Below are 21,914 nucleotides of genomic sequence, written 5' to 3' on the forward strand. Positions count from 1 at the left end.
TCGGCGGGTCTGCGAGCTGGCGCGTTTCCTGCAAGTCCCCCTCAAATCGCCATAAAACGAGCGCTCGCGGGCATCCCACCTGCGCCCGAATCGGCAAAAAGGTTAGCCAGTAGGCCGCAAAGCTCAAGAAAGCTGTGTGCAGCCCGGTGACGAACAAGAGGGGAGACGATGAAGGCAGTTATTTTGGCGGGTGGCCTCGGCACGCGCATCAGTGAAGAGTCGCACCTCAAGCCCAAACCGATGATCGAGATCGGTGGCAAGCCAATTCTCTGGCACATCATGAAGCAGTATTCCGCTCACGGAATTCACGACTTCGTGATCTGCCTCGGCTACAAGGGCTACGCGATCAAGGACTTCTTCGCCAACTACTTCCTGCACACCTCCGACGTCACCTTCAACATGCGCGAGAATCGCATGGACGTGCATCAGAATTACAGCGAGCCATGGAGCGTCACGCTCATCGACACCGGCGAAGAAACCATGACCGGTGGCCGTCTCCTGCGCGCCGGTCGTTACCTGCAGGATGAAGAAGCGTTCTGCTTCACCTACGGCGACGGCGTTTCCGATCTGAACATTCGCGAGCTGGTCGATTACCACAAGGCTCACGGTCGCTTGGCGACTGTCACTGCGGTGCAGCCACCGGGTCGATACGGTGCCCTCGAACGCCAAGGCGATCAGGTCCTCGGTTTCACCGAAAAACCTCGTGGCGACGGTGGCTGGATCAATGGCGGTTTCTTTGTACTGTCGCCAAAAGTGTTGCCGTACATCGCGGGTGATCAAACCACTTGGGAGGCCGAGCCGTTGGCCCGCCTGGCCCAGGACGAACAGCTCAAAGCCTTCGAACACGATGGTTTCTGGCAACCCATGGACACCCTGCGCGACAAGAACCATCTCGAAGCGCTGTGGCAGAGCGGGGAGGCCCCATGGAAGCAATGGGCCTGAGTGCGGATTTCTGGCGCGGCAAGCGTGTGCTGGTCACCGGGCACACCGGTTTCAAGGGCAGTTGGCTGACCCTGTGGCTGCAAAGCCTCGGCGCGCAAGTCAGCGGCTTTTCACTGGATCCGTCGACCGAGCCGAGCCTGTTCGAACTGGCGCGGGTGCACGAAGGCATCGATGATCAGCGCGGTGATCTGCGTGATCTCGGTGCCTTGCTCGAAATCATTGCCGATACCGAGCCGGAGATCGTCCTGCACCTGGCCGCCCAGCCGCTGGTGCGCGAAGGCTATCGCGATCCGCTCGGCACTTATTCCAGCAACGTCATGGGTACGCTGAACCTGCTCGAAGCGATTCGTCAGGTCGGCTGCGTACGTGCCTGTGTGCTGGTGACCACCGACAAGGTTTACGCCAACAAGGAATGGCTGTGGCCGTACCGCGAAGACGAAGCCCTCGGTGGCCACGATCCTTACAGCAGCAGCAAGGCCTGTTGCGAACTGTTGGCGCAGTCTTACGCGGCCTCGTTCTTCCCGGCAGACAAGTACGCCGAGCACGGTCTGGCCCTGGCCACGGCGCGTGCCGGCAACGTTTTGGGCGGTGGTGATTTTGCTCCCGAGCGACTGATTCCCGATGTACTCAAAGCCTGGACGGCAGACGAGCCGGTGACCCTGCGTTACCCGCAAGCCGTGCGCCCGTGGCAACACGCGCTGGAACCATTGGCCGGGTATCTGCAACTGGCTGCCGGCCTCTACGAGCAAGGCCCGGAGTACGCCGGTGCGTGGAACTTCGGCCCCGGCGAGGCGGACATGTGCAGCGTCGGCGAAGTGGTCGAATTGCTCGCCAGCCGCTGGCCGCAAGCGCGCGGTCTGCGCATCGAGCCGAGTGAACTGCACGAGGCCGGTCTGCTGCGTCTGGACAGCAGCCGCGCACGCCAACTGCTCGGTTGGCAGCCGCGCTGGACCTTGCAGCAATGCCTGACGCAAACCCTCGACTGGCATTTGGCGTGGCAGAACGGCGACGACATGCGCGCCGTCACCCTCGGCCAACTGAACCTGTACCGAGGCGCGCTGTGAGCGAGTTTTCCTTGCAGGCATTGCCGCTGGCCGGATTGTTCAGCGTGCAGCACAAACGCTTCGAAGATCAGCGCGGGCACTTCGCCCGGTTGTTCTGCGAGGGCAGTCTGAGTGCGTTTGGCAGTGAGTTTCATATCCGTCAGATCAACCATTCATGCACTCGCGAGAAGGGCAGCGTGCGCGGTCTGCATTATCAGAACGCGAATGCGCCGGAAGCCAAACTGATCACCTGCCTGCGCGGCGAAGTGTGGGATGTGGCGGTTGATTTGCGTCCGGACTCGGAAACCTTTTTGCACTGGCACGCCGAGCATCTGAAGGCCGGCGACGGTCGCAGTCTGTTGATTCCGGCCGGGTTCGCCCACGGTTTCCAGACGCTGACCGAAGACGCCGAATTGCTCTACCTGCACAGCGCTGATTACGCGCCGGAGCACGAAGGCGGTCTGTCGGTGAACGATCCACGGCTGGCGATTGCCTGGCCGTTGCCCGTCAATAATCTGTCAGCGCGGGATTCCAGCCATCCCGCGCTCGATCAACACTTTGCTGGAGTGCGTCTATGAATTGCCGTGGGTGCGCCGCACCGCTGAGCCTGCCGCTGATCGACCTCGGCACCTCGCCACCGTCCAACGCCTATGTGCATGCCGATCGGCTGGAACAGGCCGAGCAATGGGTGCCGCTGAAGGTCGCCGTGTGCCAGCAATGCTGGCTCGTGCAGACCGAGGATTACACCTCCGCCGACAGCCTGTTCGACGCCGAGTACGCCTACTTCAGTTCGTTCTCCAGCACCTGGCTAACCCATGCAGAGCGCTATGTGGCCGAGATGGTCGAGCGCTTCGGCCTGACCGCCGACAGCCGCGTGGTCGAAGTCGCTGCCAACGACGGTTACCTGTTGCAGTACGTCGCCGGTCGCGGCATCCCGTGTCTGGGCGTCGAGCCGACCCGCAGTACTGCGCAAGCGGCGCGGGAAAAGGGGCTGGAAATTCGTGAGCTGTTCTTTGGTCGCGACACCGCCGCGCAGCTGAAAAGCGAAGGCTGGGCTGCTGACCTGATGGCCGCCAACAACGTGCTCGCGCATGTGCCGGACATCAACGATTTCCTCGGCGGTTTCGCCTCCTTGCTCAAGCCAACCGGCGTGGCCACGTTCGAATTCCCGCAACTGCTGACGCTGATGGCCGGCGCGCAGTTCGACACGCTGTATCACGAGCATTATTCGTATCTGTCGCTGACGGCCGTGCAAACCCTGTGCGAGCGCAACGGCCTGGAAGTATTCGACGTCAGCCAGTTGAGCACTCACGGCGGATCGCTGCGGGTGTTCGTGCAGCGCAAGGACGATGAGCGTCGCCCGGTGCAACCAGCGGTGCAACAACAGTTGCAGGCTGAACTTGATGCAGGGGTGAAAACGCCCGAGTACTACGCGAGCCTCGCGCCTGCCGCCGAACGGATCAAGCATGAATTGCTGCGCTTTCTGTTGCAGGCCAAGGCTGACGGTAAACGTGTGGTCGGTTACGGCGCGGCAGCGAAGGGCAACACCTTGCTCAACTACGCCGGGGTCAAACCGGACCTGCTCGCTTGGGTGGCCGATGCCAACCCGCACAAACAGGGCAAGTTTCTGCCGGGCAGTCGCATCCCGATTGTTGGGCCGGCGCAGATCGATATCGAAAAACCCGACTACGTGCTGGTGCTGCCATGGAACCTGCTGCACGAAGTCAGTCAGCAATTGGCGCAAGTGCGTCAGTGGGACGGCCGCTTCGTGATCGCCGTGCCTGAGTTGAAAGTGCTGTGAAGGTTCTCGTAACCGGAGCCACGGGCTTCGTCGGTCGGCATCTGGTCGCGGCATTGCTGGTGCGCGGCTGCGCTGTTCGTGCAGTGGCACGCAACGCAGAAACCGCGCAGGGCATGCCGTGGATCAACGATGTCGAGTTCGTCGCAGCGGATATTCACGCTGCCGATCTCGATGTTGCCGCGTTGACCGAAGGCGTCGACGTGCTCGCGCATCTGGCCTGGCCCGGGTTGCCGAACTATCGGGCGTTGTTCCATTTCGAGCACAACCTGATGGCCGATTACCGCTTTATCAAACGTGCGGTCGAGGCGGGGGTGAAGCAGGTGCTGGTCACCGGCACCTGCTTCGAGTACGGCATGCAAAGCGGCCCGCTCAGCGAAAACACCGAGCCACGGCCGAGCAATCCGTACGGTCTGGCCAAGCACACCTTGCACCTGTTTTTGCAGAGTTTTCAGCAAGAGCATCCTTTCACCCTGCAATGGGCGCGGCTGTTTTACCTGCATGGCGAAGGGCAGAACCCCAACAGTCTGTTGGCGGCGCTGGACCGTGCAGTCGATGCCGGTGAGGCGTCGTTCAACATGTCTGCGGGCGAGCAGTTGCGCGACTTTCTGCCGATTGCCACCGCGGCCACTTACCTCGCCGCGATCCTGCATCAACGCGACTTCGACGGCGTGATCAATTGCGCCAGTGGCCAGCCGATTTCAGTAAGAACCCTCGTCGAGCAACGCCTGCGCGAACGCGGCGCTTCGATCGATTTGAACCTGGGGCATTACCCCTACCCGACACACGAACCCATGGCGTTCTGGGCGGTGGTCGACCGTTTGCAAGATCTGCTTGAGGTGCAGCAGAGCAACTGATGTGCCTCGAAGCGAATGCCTTTGGCAGCGTGACTATCAAATGACTTTTCAGTGAGACCGGACAATGAGCGATAACGTAATCAAAGCCTTCGAGGCGGAGTGCCAGGCCGAAGTGATTGCCCAGGGCCAGGACAAGGACCTGAAGGCGTTGGCCCAGGAGTTCTACAACCAGTCGGCCAAACACAAATACACCTACCACTTTTCGTGGATGGGCCGTCCGATCATTCAATTGCCGCAAGACATGATGGCGATGCAGGAGCTGATCTGGCGGATCAAGCCAGACCTGGTGATCGAGTGCGGTATCGCCCACGGCGGTTCGATCATTTACTACGCCTCGCTGCTCGAATTGCAGGGCCACGGCGAAGTGCTGGGCATCGATCGCGACATCCGTGCGCACAACCGTGAGGCCATCGAAAGCCATCAGATGATCAAGCGCATCAGCATGATCGAAGGCTCAAGCCTCGATCCGGCAGTGGTCGAGCAGGTTCGTCAGGCGGCGGCCGGCAAGAAAGTGATCGTGGTGCTCGATTCCAATCACACCCACGACCATGTCCTCGAAGAACTGCGTCTTTACGCACCACTGGTTTCGGCTGACAGCTACTGCGTGGTCATGGACACCGTGGTTGAAGACATGCCGGCCGATGCCTTCCCGGATCGCCCGTGGGGTCCGGGTGACAACCCGAAAACCGCAGTTTGGGCCTACCTGAAAGAGAACCAGGATTTCGAGATCGACCAGCAGATGCAAGACAAGCTGCTGATCACGGTCGCCTCTGACGGTTACCTGCGTCGGGTTCGTTGATCCGTTCCATCATTAAAGTGTTTTTCGGGCGGTTTCGCCGGTAGTGGGGAGAAGTTATGCAAGGCAAGTACGGTTCTGAAAACAAGCTGCCATTGAGCGAGTTGCTGACGGTGGTACTGATCACCCACAACCGCCCGGCTTTTTTGCGTCGAGCGCTGCAGTACTACAGCGGCCTGCCTTGCAAGGTTTTGGTGTTGGACTCTTCTTCCGAGCGCCCGGAAGGTGATTTCTCCGCGGTCGATTATCAGCACCTGCCGCAATTCGCCTACTGGGGGATGCAGGCCAAACTGACCTACGGTGTCGAGCAACTGACGACGCCGTATATGGTGTTCGCGGCTGACGACGATTTCATCCTGCATGAATCGCTGGCCGAGTCTGTCAACTTCCTGGAAGCCAACCGCGACTACGGGCTGTGCCACGGCTACTGCCTGATGTACCTGGCGCTGGCCGGCAGCGTCAGCTACTACCGCCGCGACAAGAAAATCTGCGAGGACTACGCGTCGGAGCGTGCCGAGGATCGTGTTCTCGACTTCATGCACCAGTACGTGCCGCCGTTCTATGGCGTGTGCCGTACCTCGATCATCAAGGACTGGTACGCGGCATTGCCGCCGGGCTCCAGTTTCGAATGGCAGGAAATCGGCCACACCTACTACCTGCTGGCGAACGCCAAGGCGCGCATCCTGCCGATTCCTTATGTCGTGCGCGAGATCAACATCGGTTTCTCCGACCACAACACCGAGGTCTACCACGCGCTGTCGTACACCGACACCAAATCTGTGACCGAGCGCGAAGCCTTCGCCGAATTCCTCGCCTCCTTGCCGACCGGTATCACCGATCTCGACCAGGCGCAGCGCAAGGCGTTGGCCCTGGAAAGCTTCGCGGCCATGACGGACAGCCTGGAATCCGGGCGTGCGTTGACGACCGAGCTGATTTTCGAGTCCGCCTGGAGCAACCTTACCAAGGCACCAGAGCGCAAATTCGGGCCACGCCAATACGTCGAGATGCCTTTCTACAACGAGCGCTTTTTTGACTTGCTGACCCAGTTCGAGTTTTTGCTGCACGCGATGCCGGCCGGTCGCATTCAGCTGGAAAAACTCGAGGGTGTATGGACCCGGCAGGAATACCTGCTGCAGGCACGCAATAACGATACGGCGGAAAGTGTCGTCGACCGGTTGTGGCAGGCCCATGACAGCAACGCGTTCAACCGCGCTGTGCTCAAGCGTCTGTCGGCGCAACTGCAAACCCTCGGCGAAGACGAGCAAGCGCAGAAGATAGCTGAGTGGGATGCTCGTCTGGGGGCAGTGGCGGACACCGATCATTACCCGGTCTTCAGCAAGATGCGCTCGGGCCGTTTGCTCGACTGGCTGGCGGCTCGCAAGCCGGACGCCGAACAGACTGCGTTGATTGCCAGGCATCTGGCGGCGAACAATGGCGGTCCACAATTTGGCATCTTCCTGCTGGATCTGGACAACAACGTCGAGAAGCTGCAAGTGACACTCGACAGCCTCGTCGAAGGTCACAGCAAAGCTTTCAAAATTGTCGTCTTCACCACGGGCGAGCCGCAGAGTGCGACCACCTCACAGAACACCTTGCACTTTGTCCGGGTCACGCCGGGCAGCCTCGTCGACAAACTGAACCTGAGCGCCGCGCAATCTCCATGCGACTGGTTGCTGCTGGCGAACGTGGGTGATGAATTCACACCGAGCGGCCTGTTGCGCGCCGGCCTGGAACTGATGTCGGCCACGGGGCTTCGCGCGGTGGCCACTGATGAAATCCAGCGCACTGAAGAAGGTGCGCTGGTGGACGTGTTCCGCCCTGGCTTCAATCTTGATTTGCTGCAGAGCATCCCGTCGCTGATGGCACGCCATTGGCTTGTGCGCCGCGACGTGCTGCTGGAGGTCGGCGGTTATCAGGCCGACTTCAGCAAAGCGATGGAGTTCGACCTGCTGCTGCGCATCATTGAGCAGGGTGGCCTCGACGGTCTGGCGCATCTCGACGAGCCGTTGTTGATCACACAAGCAGCAGCGCTGGAAGAAAACGCCCACGAGCGTCAGGCGTTGTTGCGCCATCTAGGCAATCGCGGCTACGAGGCCAAAGTGACTTCGGCGGCGCCGGGCACCTGGCAGATTGATTACCGCCACACCGAGCAGCCGATGGTGTCGATCATTCTGCCGGTCATTGATGACTTGCCAGTGATGCGTCGCTGCCTGGAAGGCCTGCTGCTCAGAACCCGCTATAACCGCTATGAAGTACTGGTGGCGGCAAACGCTAATCAGTCGGCAGCGGTCAATGACTGGCTGGGTGCATTGCGCCATCCGAAAGTGAACGTCTTGCGCGCCGATCAAACACTCGGCGAAGTGGCGCTGTATAACGCTGCCAGCGAGCAGGCGCAGGGTGAATACCTGGTGCTGCTGGCCGCTGACGCAGAAGTCGTCAACCCGAACTGGCTCGATTCGTTGCTCAACCATGCCCAGCGTCCGGAAGTCGGGATCGTTGGTGCCAAACTGGTCAGCCGTGACGGGAAAATTGCCCAGGCGGGTTTGATTCTCGGTCTGAACGGTGGCGTCGGTTCGGCGTTCATCGGCGAGAAACACAGTGCTGCGGGTTACATGCAGCGCCTGTCGGTTGAGCAGAACTATTCGGCCGTGTCGAAGGTGTGCCTGATGGTGCGCAAAGAGTTGTTCAATGCGCTCGGTGGTCTGGATGAAGTGACCTTCGCTGATGGCTTCAGTGATGTCGATCTGTGCCTCAAGGTCGGGCAGGCTGGTTACCTCACCGTGTGGACGCCGCTGGTCCAGGTGCTGCACACCGGTGAATTACCGCAAGCCCCTGAGGCGCTGGCCGCATTGCGTGAGAAATGGAGCAGCGCTTTTGCCCAGGATCCGGCTTATAACGCCAACCTGGCCCTGACCGGCAAAGGCTTTACCTTGGCTGAAAACACTTCGATCGATTGGTCGCAGTTGCTGGCTTGAGTCCGTCGGACAGGGAACAGGAATTACACATGTTCAACGGTAAATCGATTTTCATCTCCGGCGGCACGGGCTCGTTCGGGCGCAACTTCATCCGCCGCTTGCTGGAGCAGTACCAGCCCAAGCGCGTGGTGGTGTTCTCTCGTGATGAGCTCAAGCAATACGAAATGCAGCAGACGTTCAACGCGCCGTGCATGCGTTACTTCATCGGTGACGTGCGTGATGCTGACCGTCTGCGTCAGGCCATGCGCGGCATCGATTACGTGGTGCACGCCGCCGCGTTGAAGCAGGTGCCGGCGGCTGAATACAACCCGACCGAATGCATCCGCACCAACGTCAACGGCGCGGAAAACATCATCGCCGCGGCCATCGATAACGGTGTGAAAAAAGTCGTGGCGCTGTCCACCGACAAGGCGGCCAGCCCGATCAACCTGTACGGCGCGACCAAGTTGCTGTCGGACAAATTGTTCGTCGCCGCCAACAATATTGCCGGCGAGCAGGAAACCCGATTTGCCGTGGTGCGCTACGGCAACGTGGCCGGTTCGCGGGGCTCGGTGGTGCCGTTCTTCAGCAAGCTGATCGCCGATGGCGCGCAAGAGCTGCCGATTACCGACGAGCGCATGACACGCTTCTGGATCACCCTCGACCACGGTGTGCAGTTCGTCCTCGACAGCTTCGCGCGGATGCACGGTGGCGAAGTGTTCGTGCCGAAGATTCCGTCGATTCGCATCGTCGATCTGGCCCGTGGCATGGCTGAACATCTGCCGCACAAAAACGTCGGCATTCGTCCCGGCGAAAAACTCCATGAGTTGATGGTGCCGCTGGACGATGCGCGGATGACCATTGAGTTCGAGGATCACTACACCATCCAGCCGTCGATTCGCTTTACCAGCGTCGATGTCGATTTTGCCGTCGACAAACTTGGCGAGCAGGGTCGCGCGGTGAGTGAAGATTTTGAATATCGCTCCGACACCAATCCGCACTTCCTCTCGGTCGGACAGATCGCGGCGCTGCACGCGAAGCTCTCGGTATGATCCCTTACGGTCGGCAGAGTCTCGATCAGTCGGACATTGATGCCGTCGTCGAGGTGTTGCAATCGGACTGGTTGACGCAAGGGCCGACCATCGAGCGCTTCGAGCAGGCTGTGGCCGAGCGTTGCCAGGCCGATTTCGCCGTGGCGGTGTGCAACGCCACGGCGGCGCTGCACATTGCGTGTCTGGCGGCGGGTCTTGGCCCGGGCGACCGCCTGTGGACCACGCCGAATACCTTTCTCGCCTCGGCCAACTGCGGGCGTTACTGCGGCGCTGATGTGGACTTTGTCGACATCGACCCGCTGACCTGGAACCTCGATGCTTACGCGTTGGCGGCGAAACTGGATCAGGCTGAACAGGACGGCAAACTGCCAAAAGTCTTGGTGGCGGTGGCGTTCTCCGGGCAGAGCTGCGACATGCGCAAGATTGCCGAACTCGCCGAGCGCTACAACTTCACCGTGATCGAAGATGCCTCCCACGCGGTCGGCGCTTCTTACGCCGGGCGTCCGGTGGGTTGCGGTGAATTTGCGGCAATGACCGTGTTCAGTTTCCATCCGGTGAAGATCATCACCAGTGCCGAGGGCGGCATGGTCCTGACCAATCGCCCGGCATTGGCCGAGCGCCTGCAACGCCTGCGCAGCCATGGCATGACCCGCGATCCGCAGCAGATGACCGAGCCCAGCCACGGCCCTTGGTACTACCAGCAGATCGAGCTGGGCTTCAATTACCGGATCACCGATCTGCAAGCCGCGCTGGGCTTGTCGCAACTGGGCAGGCTGGACGACTTCATCGCTCGGCGTCGTGAGTTGGCCGCGCGGTACGAGCAGTTGCTGACGTACTTGCCGCTGACGTTACCCAGCGCTCAACCGGACGCGGAATCAGCCTGGCATTTGTATGTGGTGCGCTTGCAGACCGAGCGCATCAGCCTCAGTCACCGTCAGGTGTTCGAGGGCTTGCGCGCGGCCGGGATCGGCGTGAATCTGCACTACATTCCGGTGCATCTGCAGCCTTACTATCAGGCACTGGGTTTTGCCGAGGGCGACTTCCCCCAAGCCGAGCGCTATTACGCCGAAGCGATCAGTCTGCCGATGTTTCCGCTGCTGACCGAGGAGCAGCAGGATTACGTGGTCGAGCAATTACGCCGGCTGCTGATTGAGGAGTAGGACAACGTGAGCAACATCGCAATCATCCCGGCGCGCGGGGGCAGCAAACGCATACCGCGCAAGAACCTGGCGCTGTTCGCTGGCGTGCCGATGATTGTCCGCTCGATTCGCACGGCGCTGGATTCGGGCTTGTTCGATCAGGTTGTCGTCAGCACCGATGACGAAGAAATCGCCGAGATCGCGCGGGCGCACGGGGCTGATGTGCCGTTTTTGCGCCCGGCCGATCTGGCGGATGATTTTACCGGCACCGCCGCAGTGATCGTGCATGCCTTGCAGCAACTGCCAGCCTTTGATTACGCCTGTTGCGTGTACGCCACGGCGCCGTTGTTGCAGGCGCGTTATCTGCGTCAGGGCTTTGAGTTGCTGGCGCAACAGCCGGATAAATCCTTCGCCTTCTCCGTGTGCAACTTCGGTTTCCCGGTGCAACGTGCGCTGACGCTGGACGGGCAGGGCGCGCTTTCGGCGTTGTACCCGGAATTTCGTGAGACCCGTTCGCAGGATCTGCCCGAAGCGTTTCAGGATGCCGGGCAGTTTTATTGGGGGCGCACGGATGCGTGGCTGCGCGGCGAGGTGGTTTATTCTCCCGCCAGCCTGCCAGTAATTCTCCCTCGGCACCTGGTGCAGGACATCGATACGCCTGAAGACTGGAAGCGAGCCGAATACCTTTACGCCGCGCTCAAGGCCGGCGGAGAGTTGCAATGAGAGTCCTGATTCGCGCCGACGCTTCGCCGACCATCGGCAGCGGCCACATCGCCCGCTGCCTGACGCTGGCGCGGGTGCTGCGCAAGCAGGGCAGTCATGTCGCGTTTGCCTGTCGGCAGTTGCCGGGGCATCGACTCGATGCTCTGAGCGCCGAAGGTTTCGAGACTTTTGCGTTGCCCGGTCGCTATCCCGATGAAGACCCGCAGCAGGCCATCGAGTCGATGCTGCCGTGGCAGGCCGACATCGATGCGTTGGATTTGCTGCTGGAAGATCACGCCGAATTCGACTGGATCATTGTCGATCATTACGGCCTCGATCATCACTGGCAGACCGCCGCACGCCGTTGGGCGTCGCGTATTGCGGCTGTCGACGATCTCGCCACTCGGCGCTACAGCGTTGATTTGCTGCTCAATCAGAATTTGTCCGGCCTCAGCGAAAACTACACGCCGTTGTTGCCCGAGGGCTGCCGCACACTGCTCGGCCCGCGCTATGCCATGTTGCGTGAAGAGTTCGACTGCCCGGCGATCGAAATCAAACCCGAAGCCCGGCGAGTGCTGGTGAACTTCGGCGGTTTCGACGCGGCGATGCAGACCCATCACGCGATGTTGGCGTTGGCCGATTTTACTGAACTTGAAGTGGACTTCGTCGCCGGTGTCGACAACCCGGCATGGGCGCAGATGCAGGCACTGGCGCAAACGCGGCCGAACTGGCGTCTGCACAGTTTTGTCAGCGACTTCCATCAACGCATGACCGAGGCCGATCTGTTTATCGGCGCCGGTGGCGGCACCAGTTGGGAACGTGCGGCGTTGGGTTTGCCGACGATCTGTATAGCGGTGTCGAATAACCAGCAGGTCAACGGTGAAGTCATGGCGGCAGCCGGTGCGCACGTGTTCATGGGCGCGCGCGAGCAGGTCAGCGTCGCGCAGTTGCGCGACGCGATTGGTTTTGTCGCCGCTAATTTTTATCTGCGCCAGAGCCTGGCCGAACGTTCCCGGCAAATGGTCGATGGACGCGGTGCATTGCGAGTCGCCGCGGCATTGGCCGATGCTGTGCCCAAGTTAAGTCACGCCACGCTGGACGATGCGCAGTTGCTGCCCGACGGGCTGAACTCCAGTTTGAATAAAAGGGAACACCGTTCATGAGTAGTTTCAAGATTGGCGACCGTCTGATCGGTGCCGACGCGCCGCCGTTCATCATTGCCGAGATGAGCGGCAATCATAACCAGTCGTTGGACGTGGCCCTGCAAATCGTCGAAGCCGCCGCCAAGGCCGGCGCGCACGCCCTGAAACTGCAAACCTACACCGCCCAGACCATGACGCTGGATCTGGCCGAGGGCGAGTTTTTCATCAAAGACCCGGGCAGCCTGTGGGCCGGCACTTCTTTGTACGACTTGTACGAGCAGGCCCACACACCGTGGGAATGGCATGCGCCGATATTCGCTCGCGCCAAGGAGCTGGGGATGCTCGCGTTCTCGACGCCGTTCGATGACACGGCCGTGGATTTTCTAGAAAGCCTCGACGTGCCGGCGTACAAGATCGCCAGTTTTGAAAACACCGACCTGCCGTTGATCCGCCGTGTCGCCGCCACGGGCAAGCCGCTGATCATCTCCACCGGCATGGCCAGCATCGCCGAACTTGATGAAACCGTGCGCGCCGCCCGTGAAGCCGGTTGCAAGGATCTGGTGTTGCTCAAGTGCACCAGCACTTATCCGGCGACTCCGGCAAACAGCAATGTGCGAACGATCCCGCATCTGCGTGAATTGTTCGGTTGCGAGGTGGGGCTGTCCGATCACTCGATGGGTGTTGGCGTCTCGGTGGCGGCCGTGGCGCTCGGCGCGACGGTGGTGGAAAAGCACTTCACCCTCGACCGTTCGGCGGGCGGGGTGGATGCCAGTTTCTCGCTGGAGCCGGCCGAGATGGCCAGCCTGGTGGTGGAAACCGAACGCGCATGGCAAGCGCTCGGCAAGGTGCAATACGGCGCAACCGAAGCCGAACTCAAGTCGGTGGTGTATCGCCGCTCGCTGTACGTGACCGCCGACATGGGGGCAGGTGACCCCTTTACGCGGGACAATCTGCGCGCCATTCGTCCCGGCCTCGGTCTACCGCCCAAGCACACCGATGCCGTCCTCGGGCGCTGCGCTCGCACGCCGATCAAGCGCGGTACGCCGCTGGATTGGTCATTGGTCGAATAACCCAATCTGTAATGGATTCGGCAAAATAGCGTGACCTGCGAGTCATAACGCGCATCTTCACTGTATTGTATTGATCGGGGAGATGGCGCCTGGCCCGTTTTTGGTTCCAGTGATAGCCCTTTGCGCTCCCCTTGGTTGCCCGTCGTGGCAACCATTTTCTGTTTGTCGGCGCCCCTCAAATCCTTGCGAGCGGTGGTCTTGGGCTGTTTTTTATTGGGAAGCCGTAATGATTGGCATAAAAAGCATTGCGAGCTACGTTCCTGTAGCCGGCGTGGACAATTACGCACAAGGTGCAAAATTCGAGAAGGATGAAGAGTTCATCCTTGGCAAGATTGGCTCGGCATTCCTGCCGCGCAAAGACGCTGATCAAGAAACCTCCGATCTGTGCGTGGAAGCAGCCAATGCGCTGTTTGCCAGCAACCCTGGACTGAAGCGTGAATCGATCGATGCCTTGATCGTTGTCACCCAGAACGGTGATGAAGAAGGCTTGCCGCACACTGCTGCGATCGTGCAGGACAAACTAGGTCTGCCGACCAATGTCGCCGCGTTCGATATTTCGTTGGGTTGCTCCGGTTATGTCTATGGCATCTACGCGATCAAGGGTTTCATGGAAGCCGCAGGCCTGAAGAACGGCCTGCTGATCACCGCCGATCCGTATTCAAAAATCGTTGACCCGGAAGACCGCAACACCACCATGCTGTTCGGTGATGCGGCCACTGCGACCTGGATGGGGGAAGATCCGACCTGGGCACTGGGCAAGGCCAAGTTCGGCACCGACGGTTCCGGCGCGCCACACCTGAAAGTCACCGATGGCGTGTTCTTCATGAACGGTCGTCAGGTGTTCAACTTCGCGCTGCTCAAAGTCCCGGCGCATCTGCACGAGTTGCTCGATGATTCCGGTCTCAAGGCCGATGACATCGACGCCTTCTGCATTCACCAAGGCAGTGCGGCGATTGTCGATGCCGTGGCGCGGCGCTTTGAAGGCGAGCCTGAGAAGTTCATCAAGGACATGGTCGAGACCGGCAACACCGTGTCGTCGAGTATTCCGCTGCTGCTGGAAAAACACGTACTCGATTCCGCCTGGCAGCGCGTCGCGCTCAGTGGTTTCGGTGTCGGTCTGTCGTGGGGCTCGGCGATCATCTTCCGCCCCTGAGCCTGATTAAAAACGGCGGATACAAAAATAGCGTTCAAGGTTAACCTTGAACGCTATTTTTTTGCCTGAAACGGAGCGCGAGGCGCCATGAGCGAGTTTTTCCAGGCCAACGCCGAAGTCCTTCAGCGCCGCTGGCCGACGCTGTTCGAGCGCTTGATGGCCGAAGACAGTGCGGCGGTTCAGGTTGAACTGGTGCAGGGGCTCGGTTCGACCCTGAGCGTCAATGGCGTTCAACTCACCAGTCGCCATGACCGTACTCACGAAGCCCGTATTCAGGCAGCCAGCCTGGCGGATAAAGCGCAATTGCATGTCTATGGCACCGGCCTGGGCGATTTGCCTGCGGTGTTGCTGGAGCGCGCGGGGCTTGAGCGGTTGTATGTGCATATCCTTAACGGCGCGTTGTTTGCGTTGGTTCTGCAACTGCTCGACCAGCGGCAATGGCTTGACGACCCTAGGGTGGAATTGATGTATGCCGGCGAGCATGCAGATATCTACACGCCGTTTTTTGCCCTGCCGGCCGAGATGCTGCTGGCTGATGACTTCAACGCGAAGATCCGTGATCGGCTGGTCAGTGAAGTGCACCTGAGCTTCAACAATCGTGAGTTCGATCCGCAGTCGCCGGTCATTCAGCAGCGCTTGCAGGATTGCTTGCCAGTGTTGCTCGGCGATGACGATGTGGCGCAACTGTTTGGCACTTGCGTCGACCGGGAAGTCTACGTGATCGCCACCGGGCCGACCCTGGAGGGGCATTTCGAACGGCTGGCGAAAGTGCGGGCTCAGGCGCAGCGTCCGCTGTTCATTTGTGTCGACACTGCTTATCGACCGCTGCGTGAGCACGGTGTGGTGCCGGATCTGGTGGTGAGCATTGATCAGCTCATCAGCTTCCGTCATCTGCCATTTGAAGAGTCCGACGGTATTCCTCTGGTCTATTTGCCGATGAGCGACCCCGAGGTTTTGCGCGCCTGGAAGGGCAAACGCTACGGCGGCTATTCCGCCAGCCCGGTTTATGCCGCATTGCGCGAGGAATATCCGCGCGGCGAACTGCATGTCGGCGGCAGTGTGATTCACCCGGCGGTGGACCTGGCGGTGAAAATGGGCGCAACGCGTATCACTCTGTTCGGCGCCGACTTCGCCTTCCCGATGAACAAGACCCATGCTGGCTGGAATGACGGTGAGCTTGGGCCGAGTGTGAGCCAGGCGCGGCATTGGGTGCGTGACGGGAATGGCCAGCGCGTCAGCACCCAACTCAACTTCCGTGGCTACTTATGCGTTCTCGAACGCTTCATCGCCGCCCATCCCCAGGTTGAGTTTTTCAATAGCAGCAGAGGGGGCGCGCTGATCGCCGGGGCGCGGTTCAATCAGGAGTTTGTGCAATGACGGCAATGGCGCAATGCATCAACGAGTGCCGTGATTGCGCGGGTCTGTTTCGACTGGGACGTGACGTCGAGGCGGCGCTAAGCATGGTCGACGTCTTCGAGGGGGCGCAGCAGTTGCTGCAGTTCGCGCCTGCGGATGCCCGGCAGAGGTGGGCGCAGGTGCTGACGCAAATGCTCGATTGTCAGGAGCGTCAGGACTGGTTGGGACTGGCTGACTATATGGAGTATGAACTGATCGAGCTGCTGCAAAGTGTGCCGGCCTGAAAGCAAGCAAGCGCGCTGGCCCGCCGGTTTGCGCGCCGGTCGGTTTTATGACGTCATTTTTTCGTGGGTGAAGGGCGGCTAAGCCTTTGTTTTCTCGGGGGTGGCAGGGTGATGGCAAATATTTTTTAAAAAGCCCTCAAGCAACCTGCATTCCCGACGATAACTATTACGAAGGTTCTCTAGGCCATACCCGGCGGTTGCCAGGGCCGGAAGCCGCAGTACCCAACCAACGAGGAATTCGTCATGGCTTTAACAGTAAACACCAACACCACATCGTTGAACGTTCAGAAAAACCTGAACAAAGCTTCCGACGCTCTGTCGACTTCGATGCAGCGCCTGTCTTCCGGCCTGAAAATCAACAGCGCTAAAGACGACGCCGCTGGCCTGCAGATCTCCACCCGTATGCAATCGCAAATCCGCGGTGGCAACCAGGCTATCCAGAACGCCAACGACGGTATCTCCGTTGCTCAGACCGCTGAAGGCGCTCTGCAAGCTACTACCGACATCCTGCAGCGTATGCGTGAACTGGCTGTTAAAGCACGTACCGGCACCAACGGCACTGCTGACCAGAAAGCAACCAACCTTGAATTCGCCGACATGTCCGACGAAATCAGCCGTATCGCTGCTTCCACCAACCTGAACGGCAAAAACCTGCTGGACGGTTCGGCTGGTACTGTGACTCTGCAAGTTGGCGCAAACACCGGTACTGCCAACCACATCGACCTGGTACTGAGCTCCAAGTTCGACGCCGTGAGCCTGTCCGTGGACAAGGCTACTCTGGCTCTGACCGGTACTGACGCTGCTAACGCCGGTGTCAACATCGACGCCGCTATCACTGCAATCGACGCTGCTATCGCTGCGATCGGTGATACCCGTGCCAGCCTGGGTGCTTCGCAAAACCGTCTGACCAGCACCATCTCCAACTTGCAGAACATCGTTGAGAACACCACTGCTGCACAGGGTCGTGTACAAGACACCGACTTCGCCGCAGAAACTGCTAACCTGACCAAGCAGCAAACTCTGCAGCAGGCTTCGACCTCCGTTCTGGCTCAAGCCAACCAACTGCCTTCCGCTGTACTGAAACTGCTTCAGTAATTTCGGAACAAGTTTGGGCGGGGGAGTGCGCTAGTCGTGCTCTCTCGCCTTTTTACGTCAGGAGGTGATGAGCATGGACATGAGCGTGAAGCTTAACCTGTCTTATCCGGCTCCCAAGCCAGTAACGCCGGTTGCTGACAAACCGTCAGAGACGCCTAAAGTTACCAAGGCTGAAGCTCCGGTCGCTGCCAAGAGTCAGGATACGGACGATGCCAAGTTGAAACTGGCAGTGCAGGAGATCGAGAAGTTTGTTCAATCGATCAAGCGCAATCTGGAGTTCTCCATCGATGAGCATTCCGGGAAGGTCATCGTCAAGGTGATCGCAAGCGAGACGGGTGAAATCGTTCGACAGATTCCCTCCGCAGAAGCCCTCAAGCTGGCAGACAGCCTCGCCAACGCAAGTCATGTGTTGTTCGACGCCAAGGCCTGATAGCTGGCATGAATAATGTTTGTACGTTCTCAAGATGCGTGTAGCGGTCAAAAGAATGGCAACAATCTGAAGGGAGATGCACATGGCAAGTCCAATTCTACCGGGTTCCGGACTGGGTTCCGGCCTGGACATCGGGGCTATCGTTACTGCACTGGTCAACGCCGACAAGGCACCAAAGCAGACGCAAATCGATACCGCGACCAAAACCAACACGCTGAAGATTTCCGGTGTCGGTTCGTTGAAGAGCGCGCTGACTGCGTTCCAGACGGCAATGACCAATCTGGGCAGCAAGACCAATCCTGCATTTGCCGGCTTCACCGCGACTTCGGCCAATACCGCCGTTCTGAACGCCACCGCCGATAGCACCGCGGTTTCGGGTAATTACAGTGTTGTCGTGAACCAACTGGCCACCGGCTCGAAAATCGCCAGTGCCTCTTTCGCCGGCGGCGCCGCCAGTGCCATTCCGACTGGTACCTTGAAAATCAGTCAGAATGGCACTGATTACAACGTCGACATCCCGGCCAACGCCACTTTGCAGACTACCCGTGACGCCATCAACAAGGCTCAGGGCGCCAACGGCATCTCCGCCAACATTGTGACCGACAGCACCGGTGCTTCGCGCCTGGTGATCAGTTCGAACAAGACTGGCGAAGGTTCCGACCTCAGCGTCAGCGGTATTGCCGGTCTGGAAATTGATGGTACCCAGCCGCTGGGGACCAGTCCTGCGGCAGGTGCTGCGGGCGCCGTCAACGGCGTTGCGCAAAATGCCAAGTTGACCATCGACGGCCTTCAGGTAACCAGCAAGAGCAACACGGTGACCGGTGCAATCAGTGGTCTGACCCTGAATCTGACAACGGTCAGCGCTGGCACACCGCCGAGCACTCCAACGGTTATTGGCGTGGATGCCAACACCAAAGGGCTGCAGGCATCGATTCAGTCATTTGTCGACGCTTACAACACGTTGAAAACTACCATCGACACCTTGTCCAAGGCGACGCCGGACGAAGATGGCAAGCTGACCGTACAGGCGGCGTTCACTGGCGATGCGATGCCGCGTTCGCTGATTGCCAGTGTTCGTGCCGAGTTGACGGCAACGGGTGCTGGCGGTCCGTTGGCCGTGCTGTCCCAACTGGGTGTGATGACCGACCGCAACACCGGTAACCTGAAGTTTGATACCGCCGCCTTCACCAAAACCATGGATCAGCCAGGCATGACGGGTCAGGTCCAGCAATTGTTCACGGGTACCGACGACACCAATGGTCTGTTGGCACGTATGAGCAAGGCGGTGGATCCGTACCTCAAACCGCCAGCGAATGACAAACTCGGCACCAGTTTGCTTGATCAGCGCATGGCCATCCTCACCAAGAACACACGCACCCTGACCGACCAGCAAGTGGCGTTGGATGTGCGTGTAGCCAACCTGACCAAGGTGTTGACTGCCAAGTACAACGCCATGGACTTGCTGGTAGGGCAGATGAAGGCCACAGCCAGCAACATCACGTCGTTCTTCAGCACGCTGAACGCTCAGCAATCCGCGAAGTAACAGGCGAGCATGACAAAAACCCGGCTACGCTTTATCGGCGTGCGCCGGGTTTTTGTCTTTTTGATCTAAAGTTCTGTGATTCGTTGGCGATACACTGGTTATACGAGTCATTGTGGCAATGAGGTAGAACATGAATCCAATGTTAGCCCTTCGGCAATATCAGAAAGTCGGCGCGCATGCGCAGACGTCCGAAGCGAGCCCGCACCGTCTGGTGCAGATGTTGATGGAGGGTGGCCTGGAGCGCATCGCTCAGGCCAAAGGCGCCATTGAACGCAAGGATATTTCTGCCAAATGCACGGCCATCAGCAAGGCCGTTGGCATCATCGGCGGCTTGTGTGAAGGCCTGGATCTGGAGAATAGTGCCGATTCGGTGGGTGAGCTCAACCAGCTTTACATCTACATGATGAAGCGACTTGCCGAAGCCAACCTCAAGACTGATCCGCGTATTCTCGACGAAGTTGCCGGTTTGCTGCGCACCGTAAAGGAAGGCTGGGACGGCATCGCTCCATCAGGCCCCCAGTTTTAAGGAGATCACCATGAGTCTTGTATTGCAGCGAATTGCCGATACCCGTGAAGCATTGGTCAGTGCCTTGGCCGAGCGCAACTGGGAAGCCATTGGCGAGCTGGATCTGGCTTGCCGTTCCTGCATGGAAGACGTCTTGAGTGAGGCTTCGATGGATGAGGTCGCGTTGCGCGACAACCTTGAGGAGTTGCTCCATGTCTACAAGGAGCTTCTTGAGGTGGCCATGGGTGAGCGGCAAGCGATAGCCAACGAGATGTCGCAGATCACCCAAGCGCAGAAGGCGGCAAAGGTTTACCATCTGTTTGGCTAATTAACCTCCAGTTAATCCAGACATGTGCGCCATAAATTTGACTGTGCACGGTTTTTTGACTTAACTAGTGGCTGTTTTCAGATTTCAGGCGTCTACAGGCACATGGTGTCCTGCAAGCGTGTCGCTTGCCCCATTTTTCGGGCATTGAGTTGACTAGGGAAGTTGCTATTGCATGTGGCGTGAAACCAAAATTCTGCTGATCGATGACGATAGCGTTCGCCGCCGCGACCTGGCGGTGATTCTAAATTTTCTCGGCGAAGAAAATTTACCCTGCGGCAGCCATGACTGGCAGCAGGCAGTCGGCTCTTTGTCGTCTAGTCGTGAGGTCATTTGCGTACTGATCGGGACTGTAAATGCTCCTGGCGCGCTTTTGGGCTTGCTAAAGACACTCTCAACCTGGGATGAGTTCCTTCCGGTTTTGTTAATGGGCGATAATTCTTCCATTGACTTGCCTGAAGACCAGCGTCGCCGAGTGCTTTCGACCCTCGAAATGCCGCCCAGCTACAGCAAATTGCTCGACTCCCTGCACCGTGCCCAGGTCTATCGCGAGATGTACGACCAGGCCCGCGAGCGTGGCCGTCATCGCGAACCCAATCTGTTCCGCAGCCTCGTCGGCACCAGCCGGGCGATTCAGCACGTGCGCCAGATGATGCAGCAAGTGGCCGACACCGACGCCAGCGTGCTGATCCTCGGCGAGTCCGGCACCGGCAAGGAAGTAGTTGCGCGCAACCTGCATTACCACTCCAAGCGCCGCGACGGGCCATTCGTACCTGTCAACTGCGGGGCGATCCCGGCGGAATTGCTGGAAAGCGAACTGTTCGGCCACGAGAAGGGCGCCTTCACTGGCGCCATCACCAGCCGAGCAGGGCGCTTCGAACTGGCCAACGGCGGTACGCTGTTCCTCGACGAAATTGGCGACATGCCGCTGCCGATGCAGGTCAAACTGCTGCGCGTGCTGCAAGAGCGCACCTTCGAACGTGTGGGTAGCAACAAGACCCAGAGCGTCGACGTGCGCATCATCGCCGCGACCCACAAGAATCTCGAAAGCATGATCGAGATCGGCACATTCCGCGAAGATCTCTACTACCGCTTGAACGTGTTCCCGATCGAGATGGCGCCGCTGCGCGAGCGTGTCGAAGACATCCCGCTGCTGATGAACGAACTGATCTCGCGCATGGAACACGAAAAGCGCGGGTCGATCCGTTTCAACTCGGCGGCAATCATGTCGCTGTGCCGTCACGGCTGGCCGGGCAACGTCCGCGAACTGGCCAACCTGGTGGAGCGCATGGCGATCATGCATCCGTACGGGGTGATCGGCGTGGTCGAGTTGCCGAAGAAATTCCGCTACGTCGACGACGAAGACGAGCAATTGGTCGACAGCCTGCGCAGCGATCTCGAAGAGCGCGTGGCAATCAACGGTCATACGCCGGACTTCTCCGCCAATGCCATGTTGCCGCCGGAAGGCCTGGACCTGAAGGACTACCTCGGTGGCCTGGAGCAAGGCCTGATTCAGCAGGCGCTGGACGATGCCAATGGCATTGTGGCACGCGCGGCAGAGCGCTTGCGCATTCGCCGTACCACGCTGGTGGAGAAGATGCGCAAGTACGGCATGAGCCGGCGCGACGGTGACGAACAGGCGGAGGATTGACGCCTGTTTTTCAACTGCTTCATTTATAAGCAGTTTTTTTTAGGCACGGGTATTGCTACATCCCTCGCAACGTTCCG

Annotated in this window: 20 protein-coding genes and 1 pseudogene; all 21 read left to right on the forward strand. The window is 59.4% G+C overall.

Features of this window, described 5'->3' with window-relative positions; translation table 11 throughout:
- Positions 1-168 precede the first annotated feature (168 nt).
- Positions 169-942 carry a glucose-1-phosphate cytidylyltransferase gene (gene rfbF, locus ACA061_RS07280; protein ID WP_210553709.1) on the forward strand — a complete coding sequence of 258 codons (774 nt, stop codon included), beginning with the start codon at positions 169-171 and terminating at the stop codon, positions 940-942.
- Positions 924-2,006 (forward strand): CDP-glucose 4,6-dehydratase, encoded by a 1,083-nt coding sequence (gene rfbG / locus ACA061_RS07285; protein WP_150602941.1) that lies wholly within the window; start codon positions 924-926, stop codon positions 2,004-2,006. Before rfbF ends, rfbG begins: the two co-directional genes overlap by 19 nt.
- Positions 2,003-2,563 carry a dTDP-4-dehydrorhamnose 3,5-epimerase family protein gene (locus tag ACA061_RS07290; RefSeq protein WP_210553708.1) on the forward strand — a complete coding sequence of 187 codons (561 nt, stop codon included), beginning with the start codon at positions 2,003-2,005 and terminating at the stop codon, positions 2,561-2,563. The genes rfbG and ACA061_RS07290 overlap by 4 nt, the downstream gene beginning before the upstream one ends.
- A complete protein-coding gene (locus ACA061_RS07295; protein ID WP_497300995.1) occupies positions 2,560-3,786 on the forward strand; it encodes a methyltransferase domain-containing protein in 1,227 nt (408 codons plus the stop codon). Before ACA061_RS07290 ends, ACA061_RS07295 begins: the two co-directional genes overlap by 4 nt.
- A complete protein-coding gene (locus tag ACA061_RS07300) occupies positions 3,783-4,640 on the forward strand; it encodes an NAD-dependent epimerase/dehydratase family protein (protein ID WP_497300997.1) in 858 nt (285 codons plus the stop codon). The genes ACA061_RS07295 and ACA061_RS07300 overlap by 4 nt, the downstream gene beginning before the upstream one ends.
- A gap of 64 nt (positions 4,641-4,704) precedes the next feature.
- Entirely contained in the window at positions 4,705-5,439 is a 735-nt protein-coding gene (locus ACA061_RS07305) for a cephalosporin hydroxylase family protein (protein ID WP_150618496.1), read from the forward strand.
- A 56-nt stretch (positions 5,440-5,495) separates the two neighbouring features.
- Positions 5,496-8,411, forward strand: a complete 2,916-nt coding sequence (locus ACA061_RS07310; protein ID WP_497300999.1) for a glycosyltransferase family 2 protein — start codon at positions 5,496-5,498, stop codon at positions 8,409-8,411.
- A gap of 29 nt (positions 8,412-8,440) precedes the next feature.
- On the forward strand, positions 8,441-9,442 hold the full coding sequence (gene pseB, locus ACA061_RS07315) for a UDP-N-acetylglucosamine 4,6-dehydratase (inverting) (protein ID WP_210553704.1): 1,002 nt from the start codon (positions 8,441-8,443) through the stop codon (positions 9,440-9,442).
- Positions 9,439-10,602 carry a UDP-4-amino-4,6-dideoxy-N-acetyl-beta-L-altrosamine transaminase gene (pseC, locus tag ACA061_RS07320; RefSeq protein WP_497301002.1) on the forward strand — a complete coding sequence of 388 codons (1,164 nt, stop codon included), beginning with the start codon at positions 9,439-9,441 and terminating at the stop codon, positions 10,600-10,602. Before pseB ends, pseC begins: the two co-directional genes overlap by 4 nt.
- 6 nt (positions 10,603-10,608) lie before the next feature.
- Complete coding sequence (pseF, locus tag ACA061_RS07325; protein WP_497301004.1) at positions 10,609-11,304, forward strand: pseudaminic acid cytidylyltransferase; 696 nt, start codon at positions 10,609-10,611, stop codon at positions 11,302-11,304.
- Positions 11,301-12,431: pseudogene (gene pseG / locus ACA061_RS07330) on the forward strand (UDP-2,4-diacetamido-2,4,6-trideoxy-beta-L-altropyranose hydrolase); the annotation flags it as partial. The gene pseF and the pseudogene pseG, both read left to right, overlap by 4 nt.
- An 11-nt stretch (positions 12,432-12,442) precedes the next feature.
- Positions 12,443-13,495 (forward strand): pseudaminic acid synthase, encoded by a 1,053-nt coding sequence (gene pseI / locus ACA061_RS07335; protein WP_497301006.1) that lies wholly within the window; start codon positions 12,443-12,445, stop codon positions 13,493-13,495.
- Positions 13,496-13,721: 226 nt separating this feature from the next.
- Complete coding sequence (locus ACA061_RS07340; RefSeq protein WP_150602930.1) at positions 13,722-14,648, forward strand: ketoacyl-ACP synthase III; 927 nt, start codon at positions 13,722-13,724, stop codon at positions 14,646-14,648.
- An 87-nt stretch (positions 14,649-14,735) separates the two neighbouring features.
- Entirely contained in the window at positions 14,736-16,025 is a 1,290-nt protein-coding gene (locus ACA061_RS07345; protein WP_497301008.1) for a motility associated factor glycosyltransferase family protein, read from the forward strand.
- Entirely contained in the window at positions 16,022-16,288 is a 267-nt protein-coding gene (locus ACA061_RS07350) for a hypothetical protein (RefSeq protein WP_497301010.1), read from the forward strand. Before ACA061_RS07345 ends, ACA061_RS07350 begins: the two co-directional genes overlap by 4 nt.
- Positions 16,289-16,531: 243 nt before the next feature.
- Entirely contained in the window at positions 16,532-17,383 is an 852-nt protein-coding gene (locus tag ACA061_RS07355; RefSeq protein ID WP_150618503.1) for a flagellin domain-containing protein, read from the forward strand.
- A gap of 73 nt (positions 17,384-17,456) precedes the next feature.
- On the forward strand, positions 17,457-17,813 hold the full coding sequence (locus ACA061_RS07360) for a flagellar protein FlaG (protein ID WP_042558211.1): 357 nt from the start codon (positions 17,457-17,459) through the stop codon (positions 17,811-17,813).
- Between the two features lie 82 nt (positions 17,814-17,895).
- Positions 17,896-19,356 carry a flagellar filament capping protein FliD gene (fliD, locus tag ACA061_RS07365; protein WP_150618504.1) on the forward strand — a complete coding sequence of 487 codons (1,461 nt, stop codon included), beginning with the start codon at positions 17,896-17,898 and terminating at the stop codon, positions 19,354-19,356.
- 130 nt (positions 19,357-19,486) lie between these two features.
- Positions 19,487-19,882 (forward strand): flagellar export chaperone FliS, encoded by a 396-nt coding sequence (gene fliS, locus ACA061_RS07370; RefSeq protein ID WP_150618505.1) that lies wholly within the window; start codon positions 19,487-19,489, stop codon positions 19,880-19,882.
- Between the two features lie 10 nt (positions 19,883-19,892).
- Positions 19,893-20,189 carry a flagellar protein FliT gene (fliT, locus tag ACA061_RS07375; protein ID WP_042558214.1) on the forward strand — a complete coding sequence of 99 codons (297 nt, stop codon included), beginning with the start codon at positions 19,893-19,895 and terminating at the stop codon, positions 20,187-20,189.
- 172 nt (positions 20,190-20,361) lie between these two features.
- Entirely contained in the window at positions 20,362-21,837 is a 1,476-nt protein-coding gene (locus ACA061_RS07380; protein WP_150602923.1) for a sigma-54 dependent transcriptional regulator, read from the forward strand.
- Positions 21,838-21,914 lie beyond the last annotated feature (77 nt).

The organism is Pseudomonas sp. LBUM1668, assembly GCF_059695715.1.